Raw genomic sequence first — 23,045 nt, 5'->3', positions numbered from 1 at the left:
GGGTCTCGGACATTTGCGAGCCGTCAAGGCAGTGTCCTAAACCCAGATCACTCGGTTAGATGAGTGTGGACACCAGAACGCCCCGGCCGGGGTTCGACGATCAGCCCGCGCTGAGCATGGTCAAGGTGGATTCCGATCCCGCCCAGGTGATCGTGAACCACGCCAGCTTCCGTGTGCGGCTCGCGCCGGCCCCGCAGCCCCAGTTCGGCTCCGGCGCCCGCACCGCAGCCCTCGCCGGAGCCGGCGTCGCCGCCGGAGCGGCCGGCACGCGCCGCCGTCCCGTCGTGTGGACCGGCAAGTCCGCACCGGGCGCCACCGGCCTCCTGCAGGCCGTGCGCGAGTCGTCCGTCTCCACGCTCGAACCGGTCGGCGGGCGCGGGGGCCACCCCGGTCACGAGACCGGCGACACGCAGGCGATCCCGCGGATCGACACCACCATGCCGACCCCCGTCGTGCCCGCCGACTCCGCGCCCCTGCTGCCTCCGATGCGCCGCGCCGAGGGCGCGTACGACGACGTCTACGAGCTCCGGCCCGAGGCGCCCGAGCCGTACGACGAGGCGCCGCACGGCCGCGCCGCCCAGCGCCACGGCAACGACAGCGTCCGGCACGCCTACTACCCCGGCCGCCGGATGAACCTCGGCGTCGTCCTCCTCCCGCTCCGCGTCTTCCTCGGCTTCATCTCCATCTACGCCGGCATGGGCAAGCTCTGCGACCCCGTCTACTTCGACGGCGGCGAGCGCGGCTCGATGGTGAAGTGGCTCAACTCCCTCCACCCGTGGGCCCTCGCCGAACCCCTCCGCGACTTCGCCCTCCAGCACCCCGTCGGCGCCGGACTCACCGTCGCCTTCCTCCAGGTCGTCGTCGGCGTCCTCACCGTCCTCGGCCTCTGGCAGCGCTTCGCGGCCGTCGTCGGCGCCCTGCTCTCCGCCGCGCTGCTGCTGACCGTCAGCTGGAAGACCGTCCCGGTCTACGACTCCGCCGACATCATCTACCTGGCCGCCTGGTCCCCGCTGATCATCGCCGGTGCCCCCGTCTACTCCCTCGACGGCCGCATCGCCGGCGAGGCGTGGCGCACCCTCGGCCCCCGCGCCGACCTCTGGGACCTCCGCCGCCGCGTCATCCGCCGCAGCACCCTCCTCGCCTCCGTCGTCGTCGGCCTCACCCTGCTCGTCGGCTCCGTCCTCGGCGGCGCCGTCCGCTCCACCGAGATGGTCACCGTCCCCGGCCCCAACGACGACCCGATCAACCACCTGCCCGGCCAGCCGCTCCCCACCGAGCCGCAGCGCCGTGCCCCCTCCAAGAGCGCCTCGACCGCTCCCAAGCCCGCCGAGACCACCAAGGCCCCCGCCGAGCGCGAGGAGACCCAGGAGGCCGCGCGGCCCACCGAGACGACCCGCGAGTCCGCCCGGACCCAGAGCCCCACCGCCACCCGCGGCAGCTCCACCGGCGGTACCGGCAGCCGTACGCCCACCCAGTCCAAGCCCGCGCCCCCGCCGTCCACCAGCGACGGCCCGAGCAGCACCGGCGGTTCGTCCGGCGGCTCCTCCGGCGGCTCCGGCGGCGGCAGCACCCCCACCGAGAGCGGTTCCACCTCGGGTGGCGCCCGCAACCCGATCGGCGGCCTCCTGGGCTGACCCCACGCCCCGACACGGAGAGGGCGGCACCGCGACGCGATCGCGGTGCCGCCCTCTTCCGTCGTTCCCGCGTCGTGCGCGACGACACGGCTGGTCGACCACGCGACCACGCGACTACTCGGGTACTCAGGTACTCGCGTACTCCGTCGGGTCGCCGTCACGCGGCCAGCCGTCAGGCGCGCTGCGCGGCCAGCTCCTTGGCGGCCTCGGTCAGGTCCTTGGCGGTGTCGATGGCCCGCCAGTACGCCCCCTGCGGCAGCGGGAAGCCCGCGAGGCGGCGTTCACGGGCGAGCCGGGGGAACGTGGTCCGCTCGTGGTCGCCGAGGTCCGGGAGGAGCTCCGTGAAGGTCGCGGAGAAGACGTACACGCCCGCGTTGATGAGGAACGGCGACGGCGGCGCCTCGACGAAGTCGGTGATGTGCCCGAAGGTGTCGGTCTCGACGGCGCCCCACGGGATCCGGGGGCGGGCCAGGGCCAGCGTCGCGACGGCGTCCCGCTCGGTGTGGAACGCGGCCATCTCGCGCAGGGAGAAGCGGGTCCAGATGTCGCCGTTCGTGGCGTACCAGGGCTGGTCCGGCGCGGGCAGGTGCGCGGCGGCGTACTTCAGGCCGCCGCCGCGGCCCAGCGGCTCGGACTCGACGACCGTCGTCACCTTGAGGGGGAGGTCGGCGTTCTCCAGCCACTCCTGGAGCACCTCGGCGAGGTGGCCGCAGGAGACGACGGCGTCGGTCACGCCCTCGGCGGCCAGCCAGGAAAGCTGATGGCCGATGATCGGGGTCCCGGTGCCCGGGATCTCGACCATCGGCTTGGGGCGGTCGTCGGTGTACGGGCGCAGCCGTGAGCCCTGGCCGCCCGCCAGGACCACGGCCTGCGTCGGAGAGGTGTGCATACGGGGAACGATAGGCGCCGCCCCGTACGCCCGACGGCCGGACGCGCGACCCGGCTCAGCTCGCGCGCATGACGCCGGTCGCGTACGAGGTGTCGCAGACCGGGCGGGAGAAGGACTGGGCGCGCGAGGGCCCGTAGTGCTCGACGGCGGCGCGGCCCAGAGCCCGGGCGATCGAGATGCAGTGCTTGGCCAGCGACGGGCGGTTCTCCACCTCGCGCTGGAGGTGGGTGAGGGCCGTGCCGGGGTCCTTCTCCTGGAGCTCGGCGAGGAGCTGGTCGCGCAGGACGTCCTGCGGGGCACGGGACTTGGCCCGGACGGAGACCTCCGAGGAGGAGGCCGTCAGCTGGGTTCCGGAGTCCTGGCCCGCCCACGGAACGGCGGACACCGCGAGCGTTCCCGAGAGCACCAGGACGACGGGCAGGACGAGGGCGAGAGAGCGGCCGATTCGGCGGGCAGTGTGCGTCACGCAGGCGAGCGTAGCGGCCGGTAGTGATATGGCGACATTTAGTCACTCTCGCGGGGGACAGTTCGAGGCGCCTTTTCGAAGCCGGTGTTGACGCGGCGACCCGGGACGGGCCCCGAATGCCGGGGTTTTCCGCGGAACGCCCGTTTAAACGGACGGCCCCGCATCCGCCGAGCGGTTGCGGGGCCGTACGGGAGCCGGGGAGGCCCGGGTGGCGTCAGTCGCTGAGACGCGCGCCCGTGGAGGTCGAGAAGACGTGCAGCTCGGCCGCGCGCGGCACGACGTGCAGCGTGGTGCCCTTGGCCGGCACGTCACGGCCGCCGACGCGGACGACCAGGTCCTTGTCCTCGCCGCCGACGCGGGTGGAGCCGTACACGAAGCCGTCGGAGCCGAGCTCCTCGACCACGTTGACCGTGACGGCCAGGCCGTCCTTGCCCGTCGGGCCCTGCACGTCGAAGTGCTCGGGGCGGACGCCGACCGTGACCGTGGTGTCGCCGTTGGCGGACGCCGCGGCGATGGCGTCGCGGGAGACGGGGACGACGCTGTTGCCGAACTTCACGCCGCCGTCGGTGATCGGGACCTCGACCAGGTTCATGGCCGGGGAGCCGATGAAGCCGGCGACGAAGAGGTTGGCGGGCCGGTCGTACATGTTGCGCGGCGAGTCGACCTGCTGGAGCAGACCGTCCTTCAGCACGGCGACGCGGTCGCCCATGGTGAGGGCCTCGGTCTGGTCGTGCGTCACGTACACCGTCGTGATGCCCAGGCGGCGCTGCAGACCGGCGATCTGCGTACGGGTCGACACACGGAGCTTCGCGTCGAGGTTCGACAGCGGCTCGTCCATGAGGAACACCTGCGGCTCGCGCACGATGGCGCGGCCCATGGCCACACGCTGGCGCTGACCGCCGGAGAGCGCCTTCGGCTTCCGGTCCAGGTACTCGGTGAGGTCGAGGATCTTCGCGGCCTCTTCGACCTTCGCCCGGATCTCCGACTTGTTCACGCCGGCGATCTTGAGCGCGAAGCCCATGTTGTCGGCGACCGTCATGTGCGGGTACAGCGCGTAGTTCTGGAACACCATCGCGATGTCCCGGTCCTTCGGCGGCAGGTGCGTGACGTCGCGGTCACCGATGCGGATCGCGCCGGAGTTGACGTCCTCGAGGCCCGCGAGCATGCGGAGCGACGTCGACTTGCCACAGCCGGACGGACCGACCAGCACGAGGAACTCGCCGTCGGCGATCTCGATGTCCAGCTGGTCGACGGAGGGCTTGGTGGCGCCGGGGTACACCCGGGTCGCCTTGTCGAAAGTGACGGAAGCCATGGTGATGTGTCCCTTCACCGGCAGGAACGTGCCGGACGATCCGAGTAAAGGAAGGATTGAGGTCTAGTCCACCTGGATGAACTCCCCGTGACGCTACCTCCCCGCACCCGATCTGTCAGCACCCTCCCGACGGTGAGATTCCCGACCACCCCCCACCCCCGTTCGTTACACTGCACTCGCTGCCTCCTTAGCTCAGCTGGCCAGAGCACCGCTCTTGTAAAGCGGGGGTCGTCGGTTCGAACCCGACAGGGGGCTCCAGGCAGGAGCGTCGAAGACCTCCGACCGATCATGGTCGGGGGTCTTCGGCATCCACCGGTGACATCATCGGCGGTGGTCGGCCGCGGGTGTGCGGAGCGAAAGGTGGATGCTCGCTCCTCGACCCGGCAGGCAGGATCACGCCATGACGACCGATGTCAGTGGAATGATCGAGTGCCGCCCCGGGGCCCGGCTGTGGGGTCCAGACGACGAGGACACAGTCTGGGAAGCGGGCATCGACCTCTTCCTGCTGAACAGGGGTAACGCCTACGACGGCCTGGCCTGCCTCTTCGGGGTCCGCAATTACTTCGGCTTCCGCCCACTTGCCGAGGACCGTGGCTTCCCGGACGACGCGTCGGAAGGGCTGCGTCGTGAGTTCGCAGACTGCGGCGGCCCCCGCTACGTACACGGAACGACGTGGCTGACCTGGGCAGAGCTTTCTGCCACCGACTGGCAGGAGACGGACGCCTCCGGCACGCGAAGCCGTGCTTCGGCCGCAGGGACCGACACAGACTGGGGCCGGGTCTGGAGCGTTATGCGCATCCTCAGTGACATTCACGGCGCCGAGAACGTGCGTCTCGTGGTCTGGTTTCACTGACGCAGCCCCATGCTGAACACGGGGTTGAGTCAGACCGGCATTCAACACGGCAGCCACCGTCGGGGCGGAGCTGTGGGCGCTTTCGTTTGAGGAGCCGGTCAATGTGGCTGATGGCCTCGCGCTGGGTGCCCCGGACGACGTGGGTGCAGACGTCCATGGTCAGACTGATCTGACTGTGGCTGAGGATCTCCATCACGACGCGTGGCACCACGCCGGCGGCGGTGAGCAGCATCGCGCAGCCGTGCCGGGCGTCGTGGAGGCGGATGAGCCGGAGGCCGGCCGCCTGGGTGACGCGGGCGAAGGACCGGTGGACGTTGAGGGGCACGGCAAGGCGACCCGTGCAAATGGCGAAGACGGAACCCCATCGCGATGGCAAGCACGAAGGCGGCGTACAGCGGGTCCCGGCGGGCGGCTGCGATGAAGTCGAGGGACCGCGGGCTGCGGTCGCGTACGGCGACCCTGGGCGGCTCCACGAGCGTCGTCTAGTCGTCTTTCAGTGGGTGGGTGCCGGCCAAAGCCTCTCCTGCGATCTTGGCAGAGCGCTCGCCAACGTGGCTGCTAGCGTCCACCCACCGCAGTGACGATGGAAGTGGGACTCCGTGCAGATTGCAGGCGTCGACCTGTACATCAATCATCCGCGCGTGGCTCTGGGGTCTCCGGACTGGATTCCGGATGGTCTGGACCTGGACGGGAAGCCGGCCGCATCCTCGGATACCCACGTGATCCTCCGAGCGCAGGCTCAGACGGTCCTGGTCAAGGTGCGACTCTTCCTTGACCACGGCGAGGGCGTCGCGAGTGACTCCTCATTCACCACAGTGCTTGATCAGACTCTCTACTTGGCGGATAGGAGATTCGCAGTGGGAGACGTCCTGGGGGAGAGCCGCTTGGTGAAGTACATCGGTGGACCCCAGCGCTGGCACGCACGCATCTCGGTCGATGACCCTGACGGTTACGCCCACGCCATCGACGTGGTCCTGCGGCCTGAGAGTTAGAAGGCTGCAGCCGTGCCCCGTGCGTGCCCGCTCACGCGGTATCCGAAGGGGAACTGCAGTGAAGAGCGGATCCCGGAAGAATCGCCCCCTGACCGTTCGTGCTGGGCAGAGGTCGTTCACCTGCGCGGTGGGTCCGGGGTTTGAACCCACGGTGACTCGCGCCACGACGATTTCCTTGTCAACATCATTCGCGAGAGCGCTTCTGCCACTGATTGTGGTCGTCGGTGGGGCCTGGCTCGCGGGAGTCGTCCTCGGCATCCATGCTCTGCTTCTCGGACGCCTGCCAGGCCGACGGTTGCCAAGGTACGTCCGGCAATCAAGACTCTGGGGAGCCGGTGCGGTGCTGGTGTCGTGCATCGGGTTCGGCAGCGCAACGCTGTTCGTGGTCGGGCTCGGTCTGGTCGCCTTGGGCCACACGATGAAGCCCGTGTCCTGATCGACTCGTCCCGACATCCCGCGCCACACCCGTGCCGGGTTGAGCGGAGAAGCACGGGGAATCGGGGCGCGAAGCGGGCAACATGGCCGCGCTGCACCGAGCCAGCGAACCCGCAGCTCGGGCCCGTGACGGCCCAACCTCTCTTGTGAAGTGAGGGCTCGTCGGTTCGAACCCGACAGGGGGCTCCAGGCGAAGGTTCCCCGGCGTCGACCCTTGCGCATGATCGCGGGTGTGCCGCCCGACCGTCGGTCGAGTCGCCGGGCCGCCCCGGGCAGGGCGAGGAGGCAGTGCTTCTCTTCGGAGCCGGAGCACCGGGAGCCGACCATGTGGTGGAGGGGCATGCGGTTCGGTTCGGGCTGTCGGGGGGAACGGGTAGGTTGCTGACGTGCCGACCGACTCCGTACCCGCCTGTCCGCAGTGCGATGGTGAGTTGAAGGCCGGTGCGATGGTGCGGTGTCACCGCGAGGAGGACGACCGCCGCACCTGCCGTGTGGTCTGGGGATGCTCCGACCGGCACGTCTGGTGGAAGTGGGCCGATCGGCCGGCTGCCGAGCTGGAACTCTGTCCCTACCCGGATCTGATGGGCGACTGACGTCCGGGGCCGGCGTCGACGGCGCCGGACGGGGGCGTGCGGGGGCGTGCGGCGGCGGCTCCGTCCGGCCGCCGTACCGCAAGGCCGCGACCGCGGCCTCGGCAGCCGTGGGTCGGGCCGGCTCTTCGCGGGGGAAGGCGGGGCGTCCCGGGTCTCGGCGGGGGCGTCGGGGTGGGCTGGTTGCCGGGAATCGGAGGGACGGCAACGGGGTTGGTGGGGTGACGAGCCGTTAGGGGAGGGTCATGCGAGCGATTCAGGTGTACGAAGTGGGCGGTCCCGAGGTGCTGCGGGAGGCCGAGGTGGAGCAGCCGCGGCCGGGTCCGGGCGAGGCGGTCGTGGAGGTCGCCGCGGCCGGGGTGAACTTCCTCGACGTCTACCACCGCGAAGGCCGGTACAGCCTCCCGCTGCCCTTCACGCCGGGCGCTGAGGGCGCCGGGACGGTCGTCGACGTGGGACCCGGTGTCACCGACGTCGCGGTCGGGGACCGGGTCGGCTGGGTGGAGATTCCCGGCACGTATGCGGAGCGGGCTGTCGTGGACGCCTCCCGGCTGGTGCCGCTGCCCGACGACATCGGCTTCGAGACGGCCGCCGCCGTGCTCCTGCAAGGCATGACCGCGCACTACCTCGTCAAGGACGCCTACCCTGTTCAGGGGGGCGACACGGTGCTCGTGCATGCGGCTGCCGGTGGCATGGGGCTGCTTCTGACCCAGCTCGTCACCCATCTCGGCGGCAGGGTGATCGGCACGACGTCGACCACGGCGAAGGCCGAGCTGGCGAAGCGCGCCGGGGCCGCCGAGGTGATCCTGTCCTCCGCGGTCGACGATCTCGCGACCGAGGTGAGGCGGCTCAACGGCGGTCAGGGACTGCCGGTCGTCTTCGACGGCGTCGGCGCGCACACCTTCGACGCGAGCCTCGCCAGCCTGCGGCCGCGCGGCCGTCTCGTGCTCTTCGGCGCGGCAAGTGGTGCCGTGCCGCCGTTCGATCCGATGCGGCTCGCCCACGGCGGTTCGCTGACCCTGATCCGGCCCAGCCTCGGGGACTTCATCGCCGATCGGTCCGAACTGCTCCGACGGGCCGCCGATGTGTTCGAGTGGGTGCGCTCCGAGGCGCTCGCGGTCACCGTCACGGGCCGCTACGCGCTGTCCGAGGCCGCCCGCGCCCACAGCGACCTGGAGGCCCGGCGTACCACCGGCAAGCTGCTCCTCGTGCCCGACGCGGCCGCCGTGGGGCGCCGTGAGGAGACGCGGAGCTGACCGCGGGTGACGGGGTCGGGGATCCACCCGCCCGTCGGCGCCGGGAGCGAAGCCGCGGCGGGGGTCACGAGTTGGGGCTACCTGAGGGTAGGGCGGGGGTGGGGTGGCCGGGTCCGGGAGGATTGGGGGGTGGTGTCGGGAGTCGGGGGAGGGGTGGGGATGGCGCGGCGGGGTGAAGGGCTCATGGGGGTGTGGGCCGAGCAGCAGAGGGTGGCGCAGAGGGAGAGGGAAGGGCAGCGGGAGGCCGTGCTGCGCCGGGAGAGGGAGGCGCAGCGGGCGCAGTGGGCGTACGAGAGGGACGTCGCGCGGATGCGGCGCGAGGAGCGGGCGGCGTACCGGCAGCGGAGGGACGCGGACGCGCTGCGCAGGACGCGGGAGATCGACCGGCGGGTGGCGGAGCTGGAGTCGTTCCTGGCGGCGGGGTGCCGGGGCGCGGCGTTCGGGGTGGAGTCACTGCGGCGGGAGGAGGTCGTGGAGCCGTTCGTGCCGGGGCCCCTGGGGGAGCCGGTGGCCATGCCGGACCGGCGGTTCTACCGGCCGGCGTCCGGGTCGGCGCAGGCGGAGCGGGAGGCGTCGGCGCGGTTCGAGCGGGATCTGCACGAGGCGCGGGCGGCGGAGGTGCGGCGGGTCGAGCGGCTGGCGGCCCGTCGGCGGGAGCACGACGTGTGGGCGGCCGGCCGGCTCGCGGAGATACGCGCGCACAACGGCGGTGTCGCCGGGATGGTCGGGGCGTTGCGCGAGGGGGAGGCGGACACCGTCGTCGAGTTCTTCTCCGCCGTGCTGTTCGCCTCGACCGCCTGGCCCGAGGGCTTTCCCCGCGAGGTGTCCGCGGCGTACGAGCGGGCCCGGCGCCGGCTCGTGCTCGACTGGGACCTGCCCGGGTACGAGGTCGTGCCGGGGGCGAAGGGCGTCAAGTACCTGCCGAGCACGGACCAGGAGAAGGAGGTCCCGCGGCCGGTGACGCGGCGGCGGGCGCTCTACCGGGACGTGCTGGCGCAGAGTGTGCTCCTCGCCGTGCGGGAGCTGTTCGCGGCGGACCGGTTCGGTGCGCTGGAGGGGGTCACCCTCAACGGGTACGTGGGGGGTGTCGATCCGGCCACCGGGCTGGCGGCGCGGGCCTGCGTGGCCTCCGTGGCGGTGGACCGGGGGGTGTTCGAGGGGCTCAACCTGGAGCTCGTCGGGGCCGTGGAGTGCCTGACCGGGGGTCTCGCCGGCCGGCTCTCCGCCAGGCCGGACGAGCGGGTGCCGGTCGCGCCGCTGGTCTCGCCGGGGCAGGTGAGCGGGGACGTCGTCGTCCAGGGCGACGGGGAGGAGCCCGATCTCCTGACCATGGACCCGGTCGCGTTCGAGGGGCTGGTGGCGCAGCTGTTCCGGGCCCGTGGTCTGCAGGCCGTCACCACGCAGCGGTCCAACGACGGCGGTGTCGACGTCGAGGCCCTCGATCCCGATCCCATCAGCGGTGGGTCGATCCTCGTCCAGGTGAAGCGCTACCGGAACACCGTGCCGCCCACCGCCGTTAGGGACCTGTTCGGGACCGTGCAGGGCGCCGGCGCGAACAAGGGCGTCCTCGTCACCACGTCCGGTTTCGGGCCGGGCTCGTACACCTTCGCCAACGGCAAGCCCCTCACCCTCATCTCGGGTACGGAGCTCGTCGAGCTGCTCCGGCAGCACGGGCTGCGGGGCCGGCTGGGCCCCGTGATCCCGTCCGCTCCGGCGCCCGCCCCCGTCGTGCCCGCCGCCGTGCCGGCCGTCGAGGCCGACGAGGACTTCAACCTGCTCGGGATGGTGTGGACCGGGCCGGTGGCCCTCGACGTGTGCGCGCTGGTCTGCGCGGGGAACCGGGTCCTCGGCGACGAGTGGTTCGTCTTCTACAACAACCCGGCCACTCCGGACGGTTCGGTGTCGTCGGTGGCCGCCGCGCCCGGGGACCGGGCGGCCGTGCGGGTCGGGTTCGACGCCCTTCCGGCGCGCGCCGACCGCCTCGTGCTGGTGGCCGCCGTCGATCCCGAGGTCGATCCGGAGGCGGACCTGCGCGGCTTCACCGAGGCGGGCATCCGGCTCCGTGACGACGCCGGGACCGAGCTCGACCGGCTCGTCGTCTCCGACGGGCGGCCCGGCGAGACCGCCCTCGTGCTCGGGTCGTTCCGCCGCCGCGCCGGCGGTGACTGGGACTTCGTGGTCGGCGGCAAGGGGTACGGCGGCGGGCTGGAGGAGCTGGTGGGGGACTTCGGCATCGACGTGGACTGAGCCGGGGGAGCCACCCCCCGGCCGGAACCCCGTGGGGGGTGCGGGTCAGCGGCCGCTCAGGCGGTTGGCGAGGGTGGCGAGGGGGTCGGTGGTGGCGGTGTGGGTGGCGGATTCGCGGCGGTCGGCGCTGCGGAAGGCGGCGTACATGGTCTGGACGCCGAGCCAGCGGAGGGGTTCGGGTTCCCATTTGCGGACCTTGTGGCCGACCCAGGGGAGGGCGGTGAGGTCGGTGGGGCCGGACTGGCCGGAGTCCTGCTGGATGAGGTCGCGGAGGGTGCGGGCGGCGAGGTTGGCGGTGGCGACGCCGGAGCCGACGTAGCCGCCGGCCCAGCCGAGGCCGGTGGAGCGGTCGAGGGTGACGGTGGCGCACCAGTCGCGGGGGACGCCGAGGACGCCGGACCAGGCGTGGTCGATGCCGACGCCGGCGAGCTGGGGGAAGAAGCGGACGAGGAGGTCGCGGAGGGCCTCGACGGTCTGGGGCTGGGTGCGGCCGTCGTTGTCGGTCTTCGAGCCGAAGCGGTACGGGACGCCGCGGCCGCCGAGGGCGATGCGGCCGTCGGCGGTGCGCTGGGCGTACATGTAGGCGTGGGCCATGTCGCCGAGGGCCTCGCCGCCGGCCCAGCCGAGGGCGTCCCACTGGGTGTCGGTGAGGGGCTCGGTGACGATCATGGAGGAGTTCATGGGGAGCCAGGTGCGGCGCTGGCCGGCGAGGGAGGCGGTGAAGCCCTCGGTGCAGCGCAGCACGTAGGGGGCGCGGACCGTGCCGTACGGGGTGACGGCGTGCTGGGGCCTGATCTCGGTGACGGGGGTCGACTCGTGGATCGTGACGCCGAGCGCCTCGACGGCGGCGGCGAGGCCGTTGACCAGCTTGACCGGGTGGAGGCAGGCGCCGTGCGGGCTCCAGGAGGAGCCGACGGCGCCGGTGACGCGGACGCGTTCGGCGGTCTCGCGGGCCCCGTACAGCTCGCGGTCGGTCTCGCCGAAGGAGGTCTCGGTGGCGTGGAACTCCCTGAGGCGCAGGAGCTGCGCGGGGGAGAGGGCGACTTCGAGGACGCCGCCGCGGTGCTGGTCGGCCTCGATCTTCTCGGTGTCGAGGACGTCGAGGACCTCGGTGACGGTGGCGTTCATGGCCTGCTGGAGGCGGACGGCGGCGTCGTGTCCGTGGAGCCTGGCGTAGCGGTCGCGGCCGGCGATGCCGTTGTAGAGCCAGCCGCCGTTGCGGCCGGAGGCGCCGTAGCCGCAGAACGCGGCTTCGAGGACGGTGATCCGGAGGAAGGGGACGGCCTTCTTCAGGTAGTAGGCGGTCCACAGGCCGGTGTAGCCGCCGCCGACGATGCAGACGTCGGCCGTGGTGTCCCCGGGGAGCGGTTCGCGGGGCGCGGGGGTGCCCTCCTGCGCGAACCAGAACGAGATGCCGCCGTTGACCGTGCTCATGTGTATCCCTCTTCCGGGTGCGTGGGCGGGACGTTACCCGGGGCCTTGGTCCCCTGGATACGGGTCCTTCGGCGCGGGGCGCGGGGTGGTGTCCGGCCTAGGTTCGAGGGTGCGGATCTCGTGCGGATTTCGTCGCTACGGAAGGACTCCCCCATGCCCGTGCGCAGGACTCGGCGCGGTGTCGCCGCGGCGCTCTCGGCCGGTCTCATCGGCTTTGCGGCGGTGGGGTGTTCGGCCGGCGGGCCGACGGCCGCCGCGGCGGTCGCGGCGGTCCCGGCCGAGCGGGTGGAGGTGCTCGCGACGCTGCCGGCGGCCGTGGAGGGTACGAAGATCGTCGTCGGCCCCGCGGAGGCCCCGCACACGGTGACCGTGTTCGTGGACCCGCGGTGCGGCTACTGCGCGCGGTTCGAGGAGAGCGCCGGGACGGTCCTCGCCGACGAGGCCGCCGCGGGCACGGTGCGGGTCGAGTACGTCGTCGCCTCCTTCCTCGACGCGCGCACCGGCGGCACCGCCTCGGCGCGGGCGGCGAACGCGCTGCGGGCGGCGGTGGACGCCGGGCCGGGGAGGTTCGCCGCGTACCAGGCGGCGCTGTTCGCCTCGCAGCCCGCGCGGGAGTCGGCGGACGGGTACTCCGTGGACCGTCTGCTGCGGATCGCCGACGGGGTGGAGGGGCTGCGCGGGCCCGCCTTCGACCGTGCCGTGCGCGACGACGCGCACCGGGTCTGGGTCGCCGGCGCGGAGAGGGCGTTCGAGGAGTCGGGGGTGGGCGGCACGCCGACGGTGCTCGTGGACGGTACGGCCCTGCCGGGCGGGGACGCGCTGTACGACGCGACGGAGTTCTCGCGGGCGCTGGGCGATGCCGGGGTGGGCCGCGTCCTGCCGGGAGATGAGGGCGGCTCGGGGCAGGACGCCCCCTAGGGCCTGTCGTCACCATCCCCTCGTTGCCCGAAGGGCGGCCCTGCGGCGTCTGGTGCGCGTGCCAGGCGTCGCGGGGCAGAGGCGATGGTGACGACAGGCCCTAGGGTCGGGGGATGACTCGTGGAGCCGGGAAGTCGGATCGTGTCTCCGGTGGCGTGACCGGGGCGTCGGAGGGTGGTGTCGTGTGCGCGACCGGGACGCCGGATCGTGGCGTCGTGCGCGTGCCCGAGGAGTTGGCGCGGTCCCAGGAGCGGTACAACGGCGCGGCGGGGCGGGCGTTCGTGGCGGGGCTGCCGGGGCTGGCGGAGGAGTTCCTCGGGCGGTGGGGGCTGCGGGTGACGGGCGCGTCGATGTACGGGGTGGCGTCGCTGGTGCTGCCGGTGGTGCGGGTGGCGGACGGCACGCGGGCGGCGCTGAAGTTCCAGCTCCTGGACGAGGAGTCGGAGGGCGAGGCGGTCGCGCTGCGGGTGTGGGACGGGGCGGGGGCGGTGCGGCTGCTCGACCACGACGCGGGGACGGGGACGATGCTCCTGGAGCGGCTGGACGAGAGCCGGCCGCTGTCCTCGCTGGCCGACACGCGGGAGGCGCTGCGGATCGTGGCGGGGCTGCTGGCCCGGCTGGTGGCGGTGCCGGCGCCGGAGGGGATGCGGCGGCTGGCGGACATCGCGGCCGGGATGCTGGCGGAGGCGCCGGCGGCGGTGGCGCGGCTGGGCGCCGACGACGCGGCGGTGCTGCGGGACTGCGCGGCGGCGGTGCGGGAGGTGGCGGGGGAGCCGGGGGACCGGCTGCTCCACTGGGACCTGCACATCGGGAACGTGCTCGCGGGCGCCCCGGAGGCGGGGGGCCGTCCGGGTGGATCCGGATCCGCTGGGGACGGGGGTCCCGGGGGCCCGGACGGGCGCGGGCCGTGGCTGGCGATCGACCCGAAGCCGCTGGCGGGGGATCCCGGGTTCGATCTGCTGCCGGCGCTGACGGACCGGTTCGATCCCGATCCGGCGGAGGTGCTGTGGCGCTTCGACCTGCTGGCCGAGGTGGCGGGGGACCGGCGTCGGGCGGCGGCGTGGACGCTGGGGCGGGTGCTGCAGAACGGGCTGTGGGACGTCGAGGACGGCGAGCCGGGGCTCGACGCCGAGCAGGTGGCGCTGGCCCGAATCCTGCTGGCCAGGAGGGCCTGAGCCGGGGCAGGCTGGCCCCATGATCCGTACAGCCACGCCTGCCGACGTCCCTGTCATCTACGCCATGGTCCGCGACCTCGCGGAGTACGAGAAGGCCCTCGACGAGGTCCACGCGACCCCGGAGCAGCTCCGCGAGGCCCTCTTCGGCGAGCACCCCGCGGTCTTCGCGCACATCGCGGAGACCGACTCCGGCGAGGTGGCCGGGTTCGCGCTCTGGTTCCTCAACTTCTCGACGTGGCGCGGGGTCCACGGCATCTACCTGGAGGACCTGTACGTCCGTCCGGAGGCGCGGGGCGGCGGTCACGGCAAGGCGCTGCTGCGCGAGCTGGCGCGGATCTGCGTCGACCGGGGCTACGGGCGCCTGGAGTGGTCGGTGCTGAACTGGAACAAGCCGTCGATCGACTTCTACGAGTCCCTGGGCGCCCGTCCGCAGGACGAGTGGACGATCTACCGCCTGACGGACGGGGCGCTTGCGGAGCTCGGTGGGGCGAGGGTGTAGGAAGAACGCATGAACACGGACATCGAGCAGCGGTTCCAGCGGATCACCGCCTTCGTCGAGGCGCGGCTGACGCCGCTCTTCGACCCCGCGAACGGCAGTGACCACGGGTTCGGCATGGACGACACCTCGCGGGCGCTGCGGGCCACGCGGTACACGGTGCAGGCGGCGTCGGCCGTCAGCGGCCTCGTGGAGAAGCGGGAGACGGCGCCGGAGCTGCGTCAGGTCGTCGACCAGGCCCTGGAGCACAACTGGGACGTGCTGCGCCAGGTGGCCCGGATGTGGGAGGACCACCCGGACTTCCTGAAGGAGTTCAAGGCGCACTCCTGGGACGTCGTCGGCGTCTGACGGCGCCGGGGGCCGGGACCTCAGGGACACGGGCCGGGGGCCGGGACCTACGGGACGAGGACGACCTTGCCCGTCGTGCCCCGGTTCTCCAGGGCGCGGTGGGCTCCCGCGGCGTCCGCGAGGGGGAAGCGGTGGACGGCGGGGCGGAGGGTGCCGGTGGCCGCGGCGTCGAGGGCGGCGAGTTCGAGACCGCGGACGTCGCCGCCCGCCTTGCGGATCATGACGGGGCCGAGGACGGACTCCGAGACGATGCGCCGGGCGGTGAGCTCCTCCTCGGTGAAGGTGAGGGCGCCGGCCTCCGGGCCGCCGGCGCCGGACCATCCGAAGACGAGGTGCTGTCCGCCCTTGCCGAGGAGGTCGACGGCGGCGCGGCCGGCGTCGCCGCCCACCGAGTCGAAGACGACGGTGGCCCGCTTGCCGAGGCCGTCGAGGTGGGCGCGGACGGTGTCGGGCCAGCCGGGCTCCGTGTAGTCGACGGCGAGGTCGGCGCCGTTCTCGCGGACGAGCGCGACCTTGGCGGGGCCGCCGGCGAGGCCGATGACGTGGGCACCGGCGTTCTTGGCGTACTGGACGAGCAGGGTGCCGATGCCGCCCGCGGCGGCGGGGACGACGGCGACGGAGTCCGGGCCGAGGGTGGTGAACTGCAGGATGCCGAGGGTGGTGCGGCCGGTGCCGATCATGGCGACGGCCTCCGCCTCGCCGAGGTGGTCGGGCAGGGCGTGGAGGCGGGCGGCGTCGGTGACGGCGAGTTCGGCGTAGCCGCCGGGGTTCATGCCGAGGTGGGCGACGACCCGCCGGCCGAGCCAGGACGGGTCGGTGCCCTCGCCGAGGGCGTCGACGGTGCCGGCGACCTCGCGGCCGGGGGTCGTGGGCAGTGCGGTGGGGGCGGGGAACGGACCGGTGGCGCCCTCGCGCAGTGCGGTGTCGAGGAGGTGCACGCCGGCCGCCGCGACCCGGATGCGGACCTGGCCGGCGCCCGGCTCGGGGTCGGGGGTCTCCTCGTAGGAGAGGTTCTCGGCGGGGCCGAAGGCGTGGAGGCGGATGGCGTGCATGGCGTTCCCCTGGGTCGTCGTACGGGCCGGTGGGCGGCTTGACGCGTACAGCCTCCGACCTCAAGCGCGCTTGAGGTCAAGGCCGTCGGGGCGGCCGGACCGGTCGCCGGTCCCGGGGCGCCGACCGGGGCCGGTCCGGTCGGCGCGCAGGGCGAGGGAGACCGCCTCGACGGCGCTGGTGAAGGACACCTCCGACAGCACGCCGGGGGCCGCCACCTGGTCGCCGGCCAGGTACACGCCGTCGCCGCGGTCGACGGCGGGCCGGTCGCGCCAGGTGGTGCCGGGGCGGTCGACGGCGCCGGTGCGCCCCTGGGAGACGGACTCGCGCCGCCACACGGTCCGTTCGCGCCAGCCGGGGAAGCCGAGGTCGAGGAGGCGTTCGGCGTGGGCGACGCCGTCGGCCTTGCCCGCGTCGGGGCCGATGGGGAGCTGGGCCTGGATCAGCTGCTGCCCGGCGGGGGCGAGCGACGGGTCCTGCGCGGTGAAGCGCTCGACCCAGCCGGGTGCGTCCAGGTCGGAGACGACGAACGGGTCGCCCTTGCGGGTGCGCAGCGCCAGGTCGACGAGGACGGTACGGCCGCTCTCCCAGGTCAGCGACGGGTCGCCGAGGAGCCGGGCGGCGGCGGGCAGGGCGGTGGCGACGATCACCGGGCCCTCGTCGGCCGGCAGGGCGTCGACGCGGGACGAGGTCTCGATGCGGACGCCCGCCTCCCGGGCGCGCGCGGCCATCCGGCCGATCAGCTCGCCCCAGCCGCCCCGGATGTAGTGGGCCTCGGGGGGCAGGGAGGCGGCGCGGTGCAGCCGTTCCTGCACGAAGCGGGCGGAGAGCGCGCCGGGGTCGTGGTGGAAGAGCGCGACCCCGCTGTACGCGGCGGCCGTCGCGGCGGTGCGCGCGCCCGCGAGGCGGCCGGCCCAGGTGCGGAAGTCGAGGTCGACGGGGGCCCGTTCGGCACTGCGGAGGGCCTGGCGCAGCAGGCCGAGCGGGGGGACGCGGCGCAGGGCGCCGTCCTGGTGGAAGCGGAAGCGGAGGCTCTCGGCGGCCGGGAGCGGGGCGAGCGGTCCGAGGAGGCCGCGCTGCTTGAGCCAGGTCCAGTGGGGGCCGCCGGCGTAGAGGGCGTGCGGGCCCTCGTTGGTGCGGTGGGGGCCTTCGGCGGTACGGGCCCGGCCGCCGAGGGTCCGGTGGGCCTCGTGCAGGGTCACCCGGGTGCCGGCCTCGGCGGCGGTCAGGGCCGCGGTGAGTCCGGCGAAGCCGCCGCCGATGATCGTGAGCTTCCGCATGTCCGTCTCCCTCGTGTCGGTCTCGTAGGGGGGACGCGGGGCGGGTCAGCGTTCGTGACATCGGGGGCGCTGTCAGTGGCGTACATCACCATGGGGGCATGGCGACGACACGGAAGAAGAAGGTGGCGGGGGCACGGCGGCCGGAGGTCCGGCTGCCTCCGCTGGAGCCGCACGGGGGCGGGCTGGAGCCGGACGGGGACTACGACGGGCTCGAACTGGCGGGGCTCGACCTGGCCGGGCAGTCGGGCGAGGGCGCGCGGTTCCTGGACTGCGCGCTGCGGGAGTGCGGGCTCGACGGGACGCGGCTGACGGGGGCGCGCTTCCTGGACTCGGTGCTGACCGGGGTGCGGGGGGTGGGCACGGAGCTCGGCGGGGCGCAGCTGCGGGACGTGGAGGTGGTGGAGGCGCGGTTCGGCGGCGCGCAGCTGCACGGGGCGGTGCTGGAGCGGGTCGTGGTGCGGGGCGGGAAGAGCGACTACCTGAACCTGCGGGGGGCGAAGCTGCGGGACGTCGTCTTCGAGGGGTGCGTGCTCAGCGAGGCGGACTTCGGGGGCGCGGTCCTGGAGCGGGTCGAGTTCACGGACTGCGTGCTGACAGGGGTGGACTTCTCCGGGGCGCGGCTGCGGGACGTGGACCTGCGGGGCGTGCGGCGCCTGGAGATCGCGCGTGGGGTGGAGTCGCTGGCCGGGGCGGTGGTCTCGACGGCCCAGCTCCTCGACCTGGCGCCGGTGCTCGCGGCGCAGCTGGGGGTGCGGGTGGAGGACTGAGCCCCGCCGCCGGGGGCGTCCGGTTCCGGGGGGGCTCCGACGGTGGGGCAGGCGGTCAGGGCAGGCGGGGGAAGCGGGCCTGGAGGGACCAGACGGCCGGGTTGTCGGCGAGGCCCTCGTGCATGTCGGTGAGGTCGGCGATCAGGTCGTGCAGGAAGTCGCGGGCCTCGCGGCGCAGTGCGGCGTGGTTGAAGGTGACCGGCGGTTCGTCGCCGGGCATCCAGTCGGCCTCGACGTCCACCCAGCCGAAGCGGCGCTCGAAGAGCATCCGGTCCGTGGACTCGGTGAAGTCGAGTTCGGCGTACTGCGGCTGGGCGGCGCGGTTGCCGCGCGGGTCCTGGTCGAGCTGTTCGACGATGTCGCACAGCGCCCAGGCGAAGTCGAGGACCGGCACCCATCCCCAGGCTGTGGACACCTCGCGGTCCGCCTCGGTGTCGGCGAGGTAGACGTCCCCGCAGAAGAGGTCGTGGCGCAGCGAGTGGACGTCCGCGTGGCGGTAGTCGGTCTGCGGCGGGTCGGGGAAGCGACGCGAGAGGGAGTAGCCGATGTCGAGCACGGACCGATGGTGTCACGGCGCCGCACCGGCGACGCACGCGAGGACGGCCGCCCGCGCGCACCCCGCCCGTGCCCGCGCCCGCATGTGCCCGCGCCTCCCCGTGCCCCCCCGCCTCCCCGTGTCCCGCGCCCGCCCGTGCCTCCGCTCGCACCCGCCGGGTCCGCGCCCGGGGTTCGGCGGGCGGACGGGCGGACGGTCAGCGGCGGCCGTGGACCGCGCGGGCGACGCGGGGGCCCAGCCAGCGCTTGAGGCGGCGGAGGGATTCCAGCTGCTCGGCGGCGCGGTCGATCCGGTAGTAGAGCTGCGGCGGGATGTGGGGGAGGAGCGGCGAGTGGCGCTGGCCGAGGAGGGCGAACATCCTGGCCGGCTCCAGGGCCATGTAGCGGGGGAGGTTCTCGTACCACTGGGCGCTGTAGCGGGCGGCGCTCTGGGCGGAGACGAGTTCCGCGCGGCGCCGCCTGCCGTACGCGGTGAGGGCGGCGTCCAGGTCGGCGGGGGCCCGCAGGGCGTCCGCGAGGGCGAGGGCGTCCTCCAGGGCCAGCGTGGTGCCCGCGCCGATCGAGTAGTGCGTGGTGTGGGCGGCGTCGCCGAGGAGGACGAGGTTGCCGTGGTGCCAGACGCGGGTGGTGAGGGTGCGGAAGGTCAGCCACTGGGCGGCGTCGTCGGCCCGGTCGCGGCCGATCAGCTCGTGTCCGTCGAGGAGGTCGTGGAAGAGCTTCTCCAGGAGGGCGAGGCTGTCGGCCTCACCGAGGGAGTCGAGGCCGAGGCCCTTCCAGGTCTCCTGGGAGCACTCGACGACGCAGGTGGAGCGCTCGCCGCTGAAGCCGTAGGCGTAGCACCAGATCCAGCCGTGCTCGGTCTCCTTGAAGGCGAAGCTGAAGGAGTCGAACACCTTGGTGGTGCCGAGCCAGATGTACTGGTTGCGGCCGCTGGTGACGGTGGGGCCGAAGCGGTCGGCGTGGGCCTCGCGGAGGACGCTGTTGACCCCGTCGGCGGCGACGACCAGATCGGCGCCGGCGAGTTCGGGCGCGTCCGGCCCGGCGACGTCGTGCTCGAACGAGACCCGGACGCCGAGCTCCCGCGCGCGGTCGGCGAGGAGCCCGAGCATCCGCCGCCGTCCGATGCCGAAGCCGGCGTCGCCCCGGTGGACGGTCCGCTCGTCGCGGACGATCGCGACGCCGTCGGTCCAGGTCACGGAGGCGTCGGCGACCGCCTCGGCGGACTCGGGGTCGCCCGCCCGCAGCTTGTCGAGGAGGCCGGCCCAGTAGGTGACGCCCCAGCCGTAGGTGGAGCCCTCGGCGTTCCGCTCGTACACGGCGATCTCGTGCGACGGATCCTGCCGCTTGAGCAGGATCGAGAGGTAGAGGCCGGCGGGGCCACCGCCGACGATCGCGAGCTTCACGTGCGCTCCCACTGGGACTGAGTGCCGGTACCGACGACCGCGGCATGACGCCGTGCGGTCGAATGGCAACGCACAGTAGCAGTGGGTGGGGTGTCCGGGAGGCGTCTTGGGGGCGGACGGCCCGCGACGGCCGGTGCCGCGCCGCCTACGGCAGCAGCCGGCGTTCCTTGGCGACCGCCACGGCGCCCGCGCGGGTGTCGACGCCGAGCTTGGCGTAGATGCGGCCGAGGTGGGTCTTCACGGTCGCCTCGCTGATGAACAGGGCGCGGGCGATCTCCCGGTTGCCCAGCCCGCGTCCGAGCTGCCCGAGGATGTCGCGCTCCCGGTCGGTCAGGCTCGGCCCGGCGGCGCCCCGCATCCGGTCCATGACGCGGCTGGCGACCGGAGGGGACAGCGCGGTGCGGCCCTGGGCGGCGGAGTGGATGGCGGCGAAGAGCTCCTCGGGCCGCTCGGCCTTCAGGAGGTAGCCGGTCGCGCCCGCCTCGATGGCGCGGGTGATGTCGGCGTCGGTGTCGTAGGTGGTGAGGACGAGGACGTGGACGCCGGTGGGGGCGATCCGCCGGGTCGCCTCGACGCCGTCGATGCCGGCGCCGAGCTGGAGGTCCATCAGGACGACGTCGGGCGTCAGCTTGGCCGCCATCGCCACGGCCTCCTCGCCGCTCCCGGCCTCGCCGACGACCTCGATGTCGGGGGTGCTGCCGAGCAGGGCGAGCAGCCCGGCGCGGACGACGACGTGGTCGTCGCAGAGCAGGATGCGTACGGACATCAGGGCTCCAGGGTGAGGGGGATGGCGGCGGAGAGCACCGTGCCCTCGCCCGGGGTGGATTCGACGGTGAGGGTGCCGCCGAGCTGCTGGGCGCGGACGCGCATGGCGGGCAGTCCGTGGCCGCGGACGCCGCCGGGGGTGTCGGCGGGGTCGAAGCCGTGGCCGTCGTCGGCGACGTCGAGGACGACCTGGTCGTCGAGGTAGGTGAGGGTCAGGGCGGCGGAGTCGGCTCCGGCGTGTTCGCGGATGTTGGCGAGGGCGCCCTGGGCGATCCGCAGCAGCGCCGACTGCACCCGCTCGGGCAGCGGCGCCGCGGTCCCGTCGACGCGGAAGGCCGCCGCCTCGCGGGTGGCCAGGCCGCGCAGCGCCTCTTCGAGGCCGCCGCCCTCGGCGAGGTCGGCGGGCGCGAGGTCGTGGACGAAGCGGCGGGCCTCGGCGAGGTTCCGCTCGGCGATGGACTCGGCCGTACGGACGTGGCGGCGGGCCGTCGCCGGGTCGCCGTCCCAGGTGCGGTCGGCCGCCTGGAGCAGCATCTGCTGGCTGGAGAGGCCCTGGGCGAGGGTGTCGTGGATCTCCATCGACAGCCGCTGCCGCTCGGCGAGGGTGCCCTCGCGGCGCTCGATGGCGGCGAGTTCGCGCCGGGTGCGGATGAGGTCGGCGATGAGGGCCCGCTGCCGTGTGGCCTGGCGGTCGGAGAAGACGAACACACCGGTCGCGATGGCGGCGACGGCCGGCGGGGCGACGATCAGGTTGGGGTCCCAGCCGCCGTGCGCGAGCTGCACCTGGGCGAAGACCACGAAGGCGGTCAGCAGGGTGACCAGGCCGAGGGCCGCCCGCGCCGGGAGGGTCCGCAGGCCGGTGTAGAAGAGCGGCACGGCGCACCAGGCGAAGCTGGGCGCGAGGACGACCAGGACGATCCAGACGGCGACGACGGTGCCCAGCCAGGCGATGCGGCGGGGCGCCGCGCGGGTGCCGACGACCGGGCCGAGGAGGTAGAGGGAGGCGAGGGCGCCGGAGAGCGCGACGATCCAGGGGCTGCGGTCCTCCCAGGGGTGGCGCAGCAGGAAGCGGGCGAGCGAGGCGCCGAGCAGAAGGAAGAACGCGATGTGCATGACCCGCGCCAGCCAGCGGGTGTCGGGGTCCTGGTCCTGCTCCGTCGGCCGTGTCACCTTCGCACCTCCCTGCGCCCCTGACCTGGGGATATCAGTCCATGGTGGCCCGCGGGGACCACGGGGGCATCAGCCGATCGGCTGACCCGGCCGTCCTCCAGTGTGCGCGAGGAGGGCAGCCGCTCCGTGGACCGGCGGGCGGGGGGCGCGGCCACACGATGGATGCAGAGCGAACGAACACCTCCCCGCAGCGCCTCACCTCACGGAGTTCCCCATGAAGAAGATCCTCTTCGGTGCCACCGCCGCCGCCGTCATCGCCGCCGGCACGTTCGGCGCCGTCTCGGCGAACGCCTCCGCCCCGGCCGCGGCGCCCGCCGCGCTCACGGCCGACGCGGGGAACGCGAACCTCCAGCAGTCGACGCACCTGACGATCGAGGCCGCCACCAAGGCCGCGCAGGCCACGCTGGACGCCGCCGAGAAGGAGAACCAGCGGGTCTCCGTCGCCGTCGTCGACCGCAACGGCAACACCCTCGTCACCCTCCGCGGCGACGGCGCCGGCCCGCAGTCCTACGAGTCCGCCGTGAAGAAGGCCTACACCGCCGTCTCCTGGAACGCCCCCACCTCCGAGCTGGCCAAGCGCCTCACCAACGCCCCCACCCTGAAGGACATCCCCGGCACCCTCTTCCTCGCCGGCGGCGCCCCCGTCACCGCCAAGGGCGCCCCCGTCGCCGGCATCGGTGTCGCCGGCGCCCCCTCCGGCGACCTCGACGAGAAGTTCGCCCAGGCCGGCGCCGCCACCCTCGCCAAGTAGCACGCGCCGCCACACCCACGCGGCGAGCCCCCTCCCGACACCGGGAGGGGGCTCGCGTGGTGGCAGGGTCCGCGTCACGCCGGGCGGGCCAGCCCCCTGCTGATGACCAGGCGCTGGATCTGGTTCGTCCCTTCGAAGATCTGCATGATGGCCGATACAGGTCAGACGTGCCCTGGCTGGGAGATTGCGGGGTGCAGGCGCCCTGCGATCAGGGGGCCAACGAGGGGCGTAGCTCCGGGGTCGCACCGGGATATCCCGG

22 protein-coding genes, 2 tRNA genes and 1 pseudogene are annotated in these 23,045 nt (G+C 73.6%); 14 read left to right on the top strand and 11 right to left on the bottom strand.

The window, feature by feature from the left end:
- Positions 1 to 59: 59 nt before the first annotated feature.
- Complete coding sequence (locus tag ACZ60W_RS13345; protein ID WP_469755446.1) at positions 60 to 1,634, top strand: DoxX family membrane protein; 1,575 nt, start codon at positions 60 to 62, stop codon at positions 1,632 to 1,634.
- A gap of 172 nt (positions 1,635 to 1,806) precedes the next feature.
- Here the strand turns inward: ACZ60W_RS13345 and ACZ60W_RS13340 are convergent, their stop codons facing one another.
- The 3 genes from ACZ60W_RS13340 to ACZ60W_RS13330 all read right to left on the bottom strand — a co-directional run bounded on the left by ACZ60W_RS13340 (position 1,807) and on the right by ACZ60W_RS13330 (position 4,301).
- Positions 1,807 to 2,523: a nucleotidyltransferase family protein gene (locus ACZ60W_RS13340; protein WP_469755445.1), complete on the bottom strand. Its 717-nt coding sequence runs from the start codon at positions 2,521 to 2,523 to the stop codon at positions 1,807 to 1,809.
- A gap of 55 nt (positions 2,524 to 2,578) precedes the next feature.
- Positions 2,579 to 2,989 carry a hypothetical protein gene (locus ACZ60W_RS13335; protein ID WP_469755444.1) on the bottom strand — a complete coding sequence of 137 codons (411 nt, stop codon included), beginning with the start codon at positions 2,987 to 2,989 and terminating at the stop codon, positions 2,579 to 2,581.
- 214 nt (positions 2,990 to 3,203) lie between these two features.
- Positions 3,204 to 4,301, bottom strand: a complete 1,098-nt coding sequence (locus tag ACZ60W_RS13330) for an ABC transporter ATP-binding protein (protein ID WP_469755443.1) — start codon at positions 4,299 to 4,301, stop codon at positions 3,204 to 3,206.
- 181 nt (positions 4,302 to 4,482) lie between these two features.
- On the opposite strand from ACZ60W_RS13330, the gene ACZ60W_RS13325 reads away from it, so the two are divergent.
- A tRNA-Thr gene (locus ACZ60W_RS13325) sits at positions 4,483 to 4,559 on the top strand.
- A gap of 142 nt (positions 4,560 to 4,701) precedes the next feature.
- Positions 4,702 to 5,154 carry a hypothetical protein gene (locus tag ACZ60W_RS13320; RefSeq protein ID WP_469755442.1) on the top strand — a complete coding sequence of 151 codons (453 nt, stop codon included), beginning with the start codon at positions 4,702 to 4,704 and terminating at the stop codon, positions 5,152 to 5,154.
- A 73-nt stretch (positions 5,155 to 5,227) separates the two neighbouring features.
- On the opposite strand, the pseudogene ACZ60W_RS13315 reads toward ACZ60W_RS13320, so the two are convergent.
- Positions 5,228 to 5,630, bottom strand: a pseudogene (locus ACZ60W_RS13315) (tyrosine-type recombinase/integrase); the annotation flags it as partial.
- A 123-nt stretch (positions 5,631 to 5,753) separates the two neighbouring features.
- Between ACZ60W_RS13315 and ACZ60W_RS13310 the strand changes: the two are divergent.
- From ACZ60W_RS13310 to ACZ60W_RS13290, 5 genes are all read left to right on the top strand, one after another.
- Positions 5,754 to 6,146: a hypothetical protein gene (locus ACZ60W_RS13310; protein ID WP_469755441.1), complete on the top strand. Its 393-nt coding sequence runs from the start codon at positions 5,754 to 5,756 to the stop codon at positions 6,144 to 6,146.
- A gap of 557 nt (positions 6,147 to 6,703) precedes the next feature.
- Positions 6,704 to 6,770: transfer RNA gene (locus ACZ60W_RS13305), tRNA-Ser, on the top strand.
- Between the two features lie 257 nt (positions 6,771 to 7,027).
- Positions 7,028 to 7,174: a hypothetical protein gene (locus tag ACZ60W_RS13300; RefSeq protein ID WP_469755440.1), complete on the top strand. Its 147-nt coding sequence runs from the start codon at positions 7,028 to 7,030 to the stop codon at positions 7,172 to 7,174.
- Positions 7,175 to 7,416: 242 nt separating this feature from the next.
- Positions 7,417 to 8,427: a quinone oxidoreductase family protein gene (locus tag ACZ60W_RS13295; protein WP_469755439.1), complete on the top strand. Its 1,011-nt coding sequence runs from the start codon at positions 7,417 to 7,419 to the stop codon at positions 8,425 to 8,427.
- Between the two features lie 159 nt (positions 8,428 to 8,586).
- Positions 8,587 to 10,674, top strand: coding sequence for a restriction endonuclease (locus ACZ60W_RS13290; RefSeq protein WP_469755438.1), 2,088 nt, complete (start codon positions 8,587 to 8,589; stop codon positions 10,672 to 10,674).
- Between the two features lie 45 nt (positions 10,675 to 10,719).
- Here the strand turns inward: ACZ60W_RS13290 and ACZ60W_RS13285 are convergent, their stop codons facing one another.
- Entirely contained in the window at positions 10,720 to 12,108 is a 1,389-nt protein-coding gene (locus ACZ60W_RS13285) for an NAD(P)/FAD-dependent oxidoreductase (RefSeq protein ID WP_469755437.1), read from the bottom strand.
- 153 nt (positions 12,109 to 12,261) lie between these two features.
- Here ACZ60W_RS13285 and ACZ60W_RS13280 point away from each other — a divergent pair, with 153 nt between their 5' ends.
- From ACZ60W_RS13280 to ACZ60W_RS13265, 4 genes are all read left to right on the top strand, one after another.
- Positions 12,262 to 13,026 (top strand): DsbA family protein, encoded by a 765-nt coding sequence (locus ACZ60W_RS13280; protein WP_469755436.1) that lies wholly within the window; start codon positions 12,262 to 12,264, stop codon positions 13,024 to 13,026.
- A gap of 182 nt (positions 13,027 to 13,208) precedes the next feature.
- Entirely contained in the window at positions 13,209 to 14,201 is a 993-nt protein-coding gene (locus tag ACZ60W_RS13275) for an aminoglycoside phosphotransferase family protein (protein WP_469755435.1), read from the top strand.
- Between the two features lie 19 nt (positions 14,202 to 14,220).
- Complete coding sequence (locus tag ACZ60W_RS13270; protein WP_469755434.1) at positions 14,221 to 14,700, top strand: GNAT family N-acetyltransferase; 480 nt, start codon at positions 14,221 to 14,223, stop codon at positions 14,698 to 14,700.
- A 9-nt stretch (positions 14,701 to 14,709) separates the two neighbouring features.
- The gene (locus tag ACZ60W_RS13265; RefSeq protein WP_469755433.1) at positions 14,710 to 15,045 is read left to right on the top strand and encodes a hypothetical protein; all 336 of its coding nucleotides are present in this window, start codon (positions 14,710 to 14,712) and stop codon (positions 15,043 to 15,045) included.
- A gap of 47 nt (positions 15,046 to 15,092) precedes the next feature.
- Here ACZ60W_RS13265 and ACZ60W_RS13260 read toward each other — a convergent pair whose 3' ends face one another.
- Together ACZ60W_RS13260 and ACZ60W_RS13255 are read right to left on the bottom strand one after the other, a co-directional pair.
- A complete protein-coding gene (locus ACZ60W_RS13260; protein WP_469755432.1) occupies positions 15,093 to 16,097 on the bottom strand; it encodes a zinc-binding dehydrogenase in 1,005 nt (334 codons plus the stop codon).
- Positions 16,098 to 16,157: 60 nt separating this feature from the next.
- Entirely contained in the window at positions 16,158 to 17,375 is a 1,218-nt protein-coding gene (locus ACZ60W_RS13255; protein ID WP_469755431.1) for an NAD(P)-binding protein, read from the bottom strand.
- A 98-nt stretch (positions 17,376 to 17,473) separates the two neighbouring features.
- On the opposite strand from ACZ60W_RS13255, the gene ACZ60W_RS13250 reads away from it, so the two are divergent.
- Positions 17,474 to 18,142 carry a pentapeptide repeat-containing protein gene (locus ACZ60W_RS13250; protein ID WP_469755430.1) on the top strand — a complete coding sequence of 223 codons (669 nt, stop codon included), beginning with the start codon at positions 17,474 to 17,476 and terminating at the stop codon, positions 18,140 to 18,142.
- 55 nt (positions 18,143 to 18,197) lie between these two features.
- Here ACZ60W_RS13250 and ACZ60W_RS13245 read toward each other — a convergent pair whose 3' ends face one another.
- The 4 genes from ACZ60W_RS13245 to ACZ60W_RS13230 form a co-directional block, all read right to left on the bottom strand.
- Positions 18,198 to 18,698, bottom strand: coding sequence for a hypothetical protein (locus ACZ60W_RS13245; RefSeq protein WP_469755429.1), 501 nt, complete (start codon positions 18,696 to 18,698; stop codon positions 18,198 to 18,200).
- Between the two features lie 196 nt (positions 18,699 to 18,894).
- The gene (locus ACZ60W_RS13240; protein WP_469755428.1) at positions 18,895 to 20,100 is read right to left on the bottom strand and encodes an FAD-dependent monooxygenase; all 1,206 of its coding nucleotides are present in this window, start codon (positions 20,098 to 20,100) and stop codon (positions 18,895 to 18,897) included.
- Between the two features lie 145 nt (positions 20,101 to 20,245).
- Positions 20,246 to 20,866, bottom strand: a complete 621-nt coding sequence (locus ACZ60W_RS13235) for a response regulator transcription factor (protein ID WP_361853297.1) — start codon at positions 20,864 to 20,866, stop codon at positions 20,246 to 20,248.
- On the bottom strand, positions 20,866 to 22,035 hold the full coding sequence (locus tag ACZ60W_RS13230) for a sensor histidine kinase (protein ID WP_469755427.1): 1,170 nt from the start codon (positions 22,033 to 22,035) through the stop codon (positions 20,866 to 20,868). Before ACZ60W_RS13230 ends, ACZ60W_RS13235 begins: the two co-directional genes overlap by 1 nt.
- 214 nt (positions 22,036 to 22,249) lie before the next feature.
- Between ACZ60W_RS13230 and ACZ60W_RS13225 the strand changes: the two genes are divergently transcribed.
- Entirely contained in the window at positions 22,250 to 22,786 is a 537-nt protein-coding gene (locus ACZ60W_RS13225) for a GlcG/HbpS family heme-binding protein (RefSeq protein WP_469755426.1), read from the top strand.
- Positions 22,787 to 23,045: the final 259 nt, after the last annotated feature.

It is taken from the genome of Streptomyces sp. NPDC104202, from assembly GCF_055584185.1.
The sequence above is the reverse complement of the archived record's forward strand: the minus strand, read 5'-3'. Positions and strand labels throughout refer to the sequence as shown.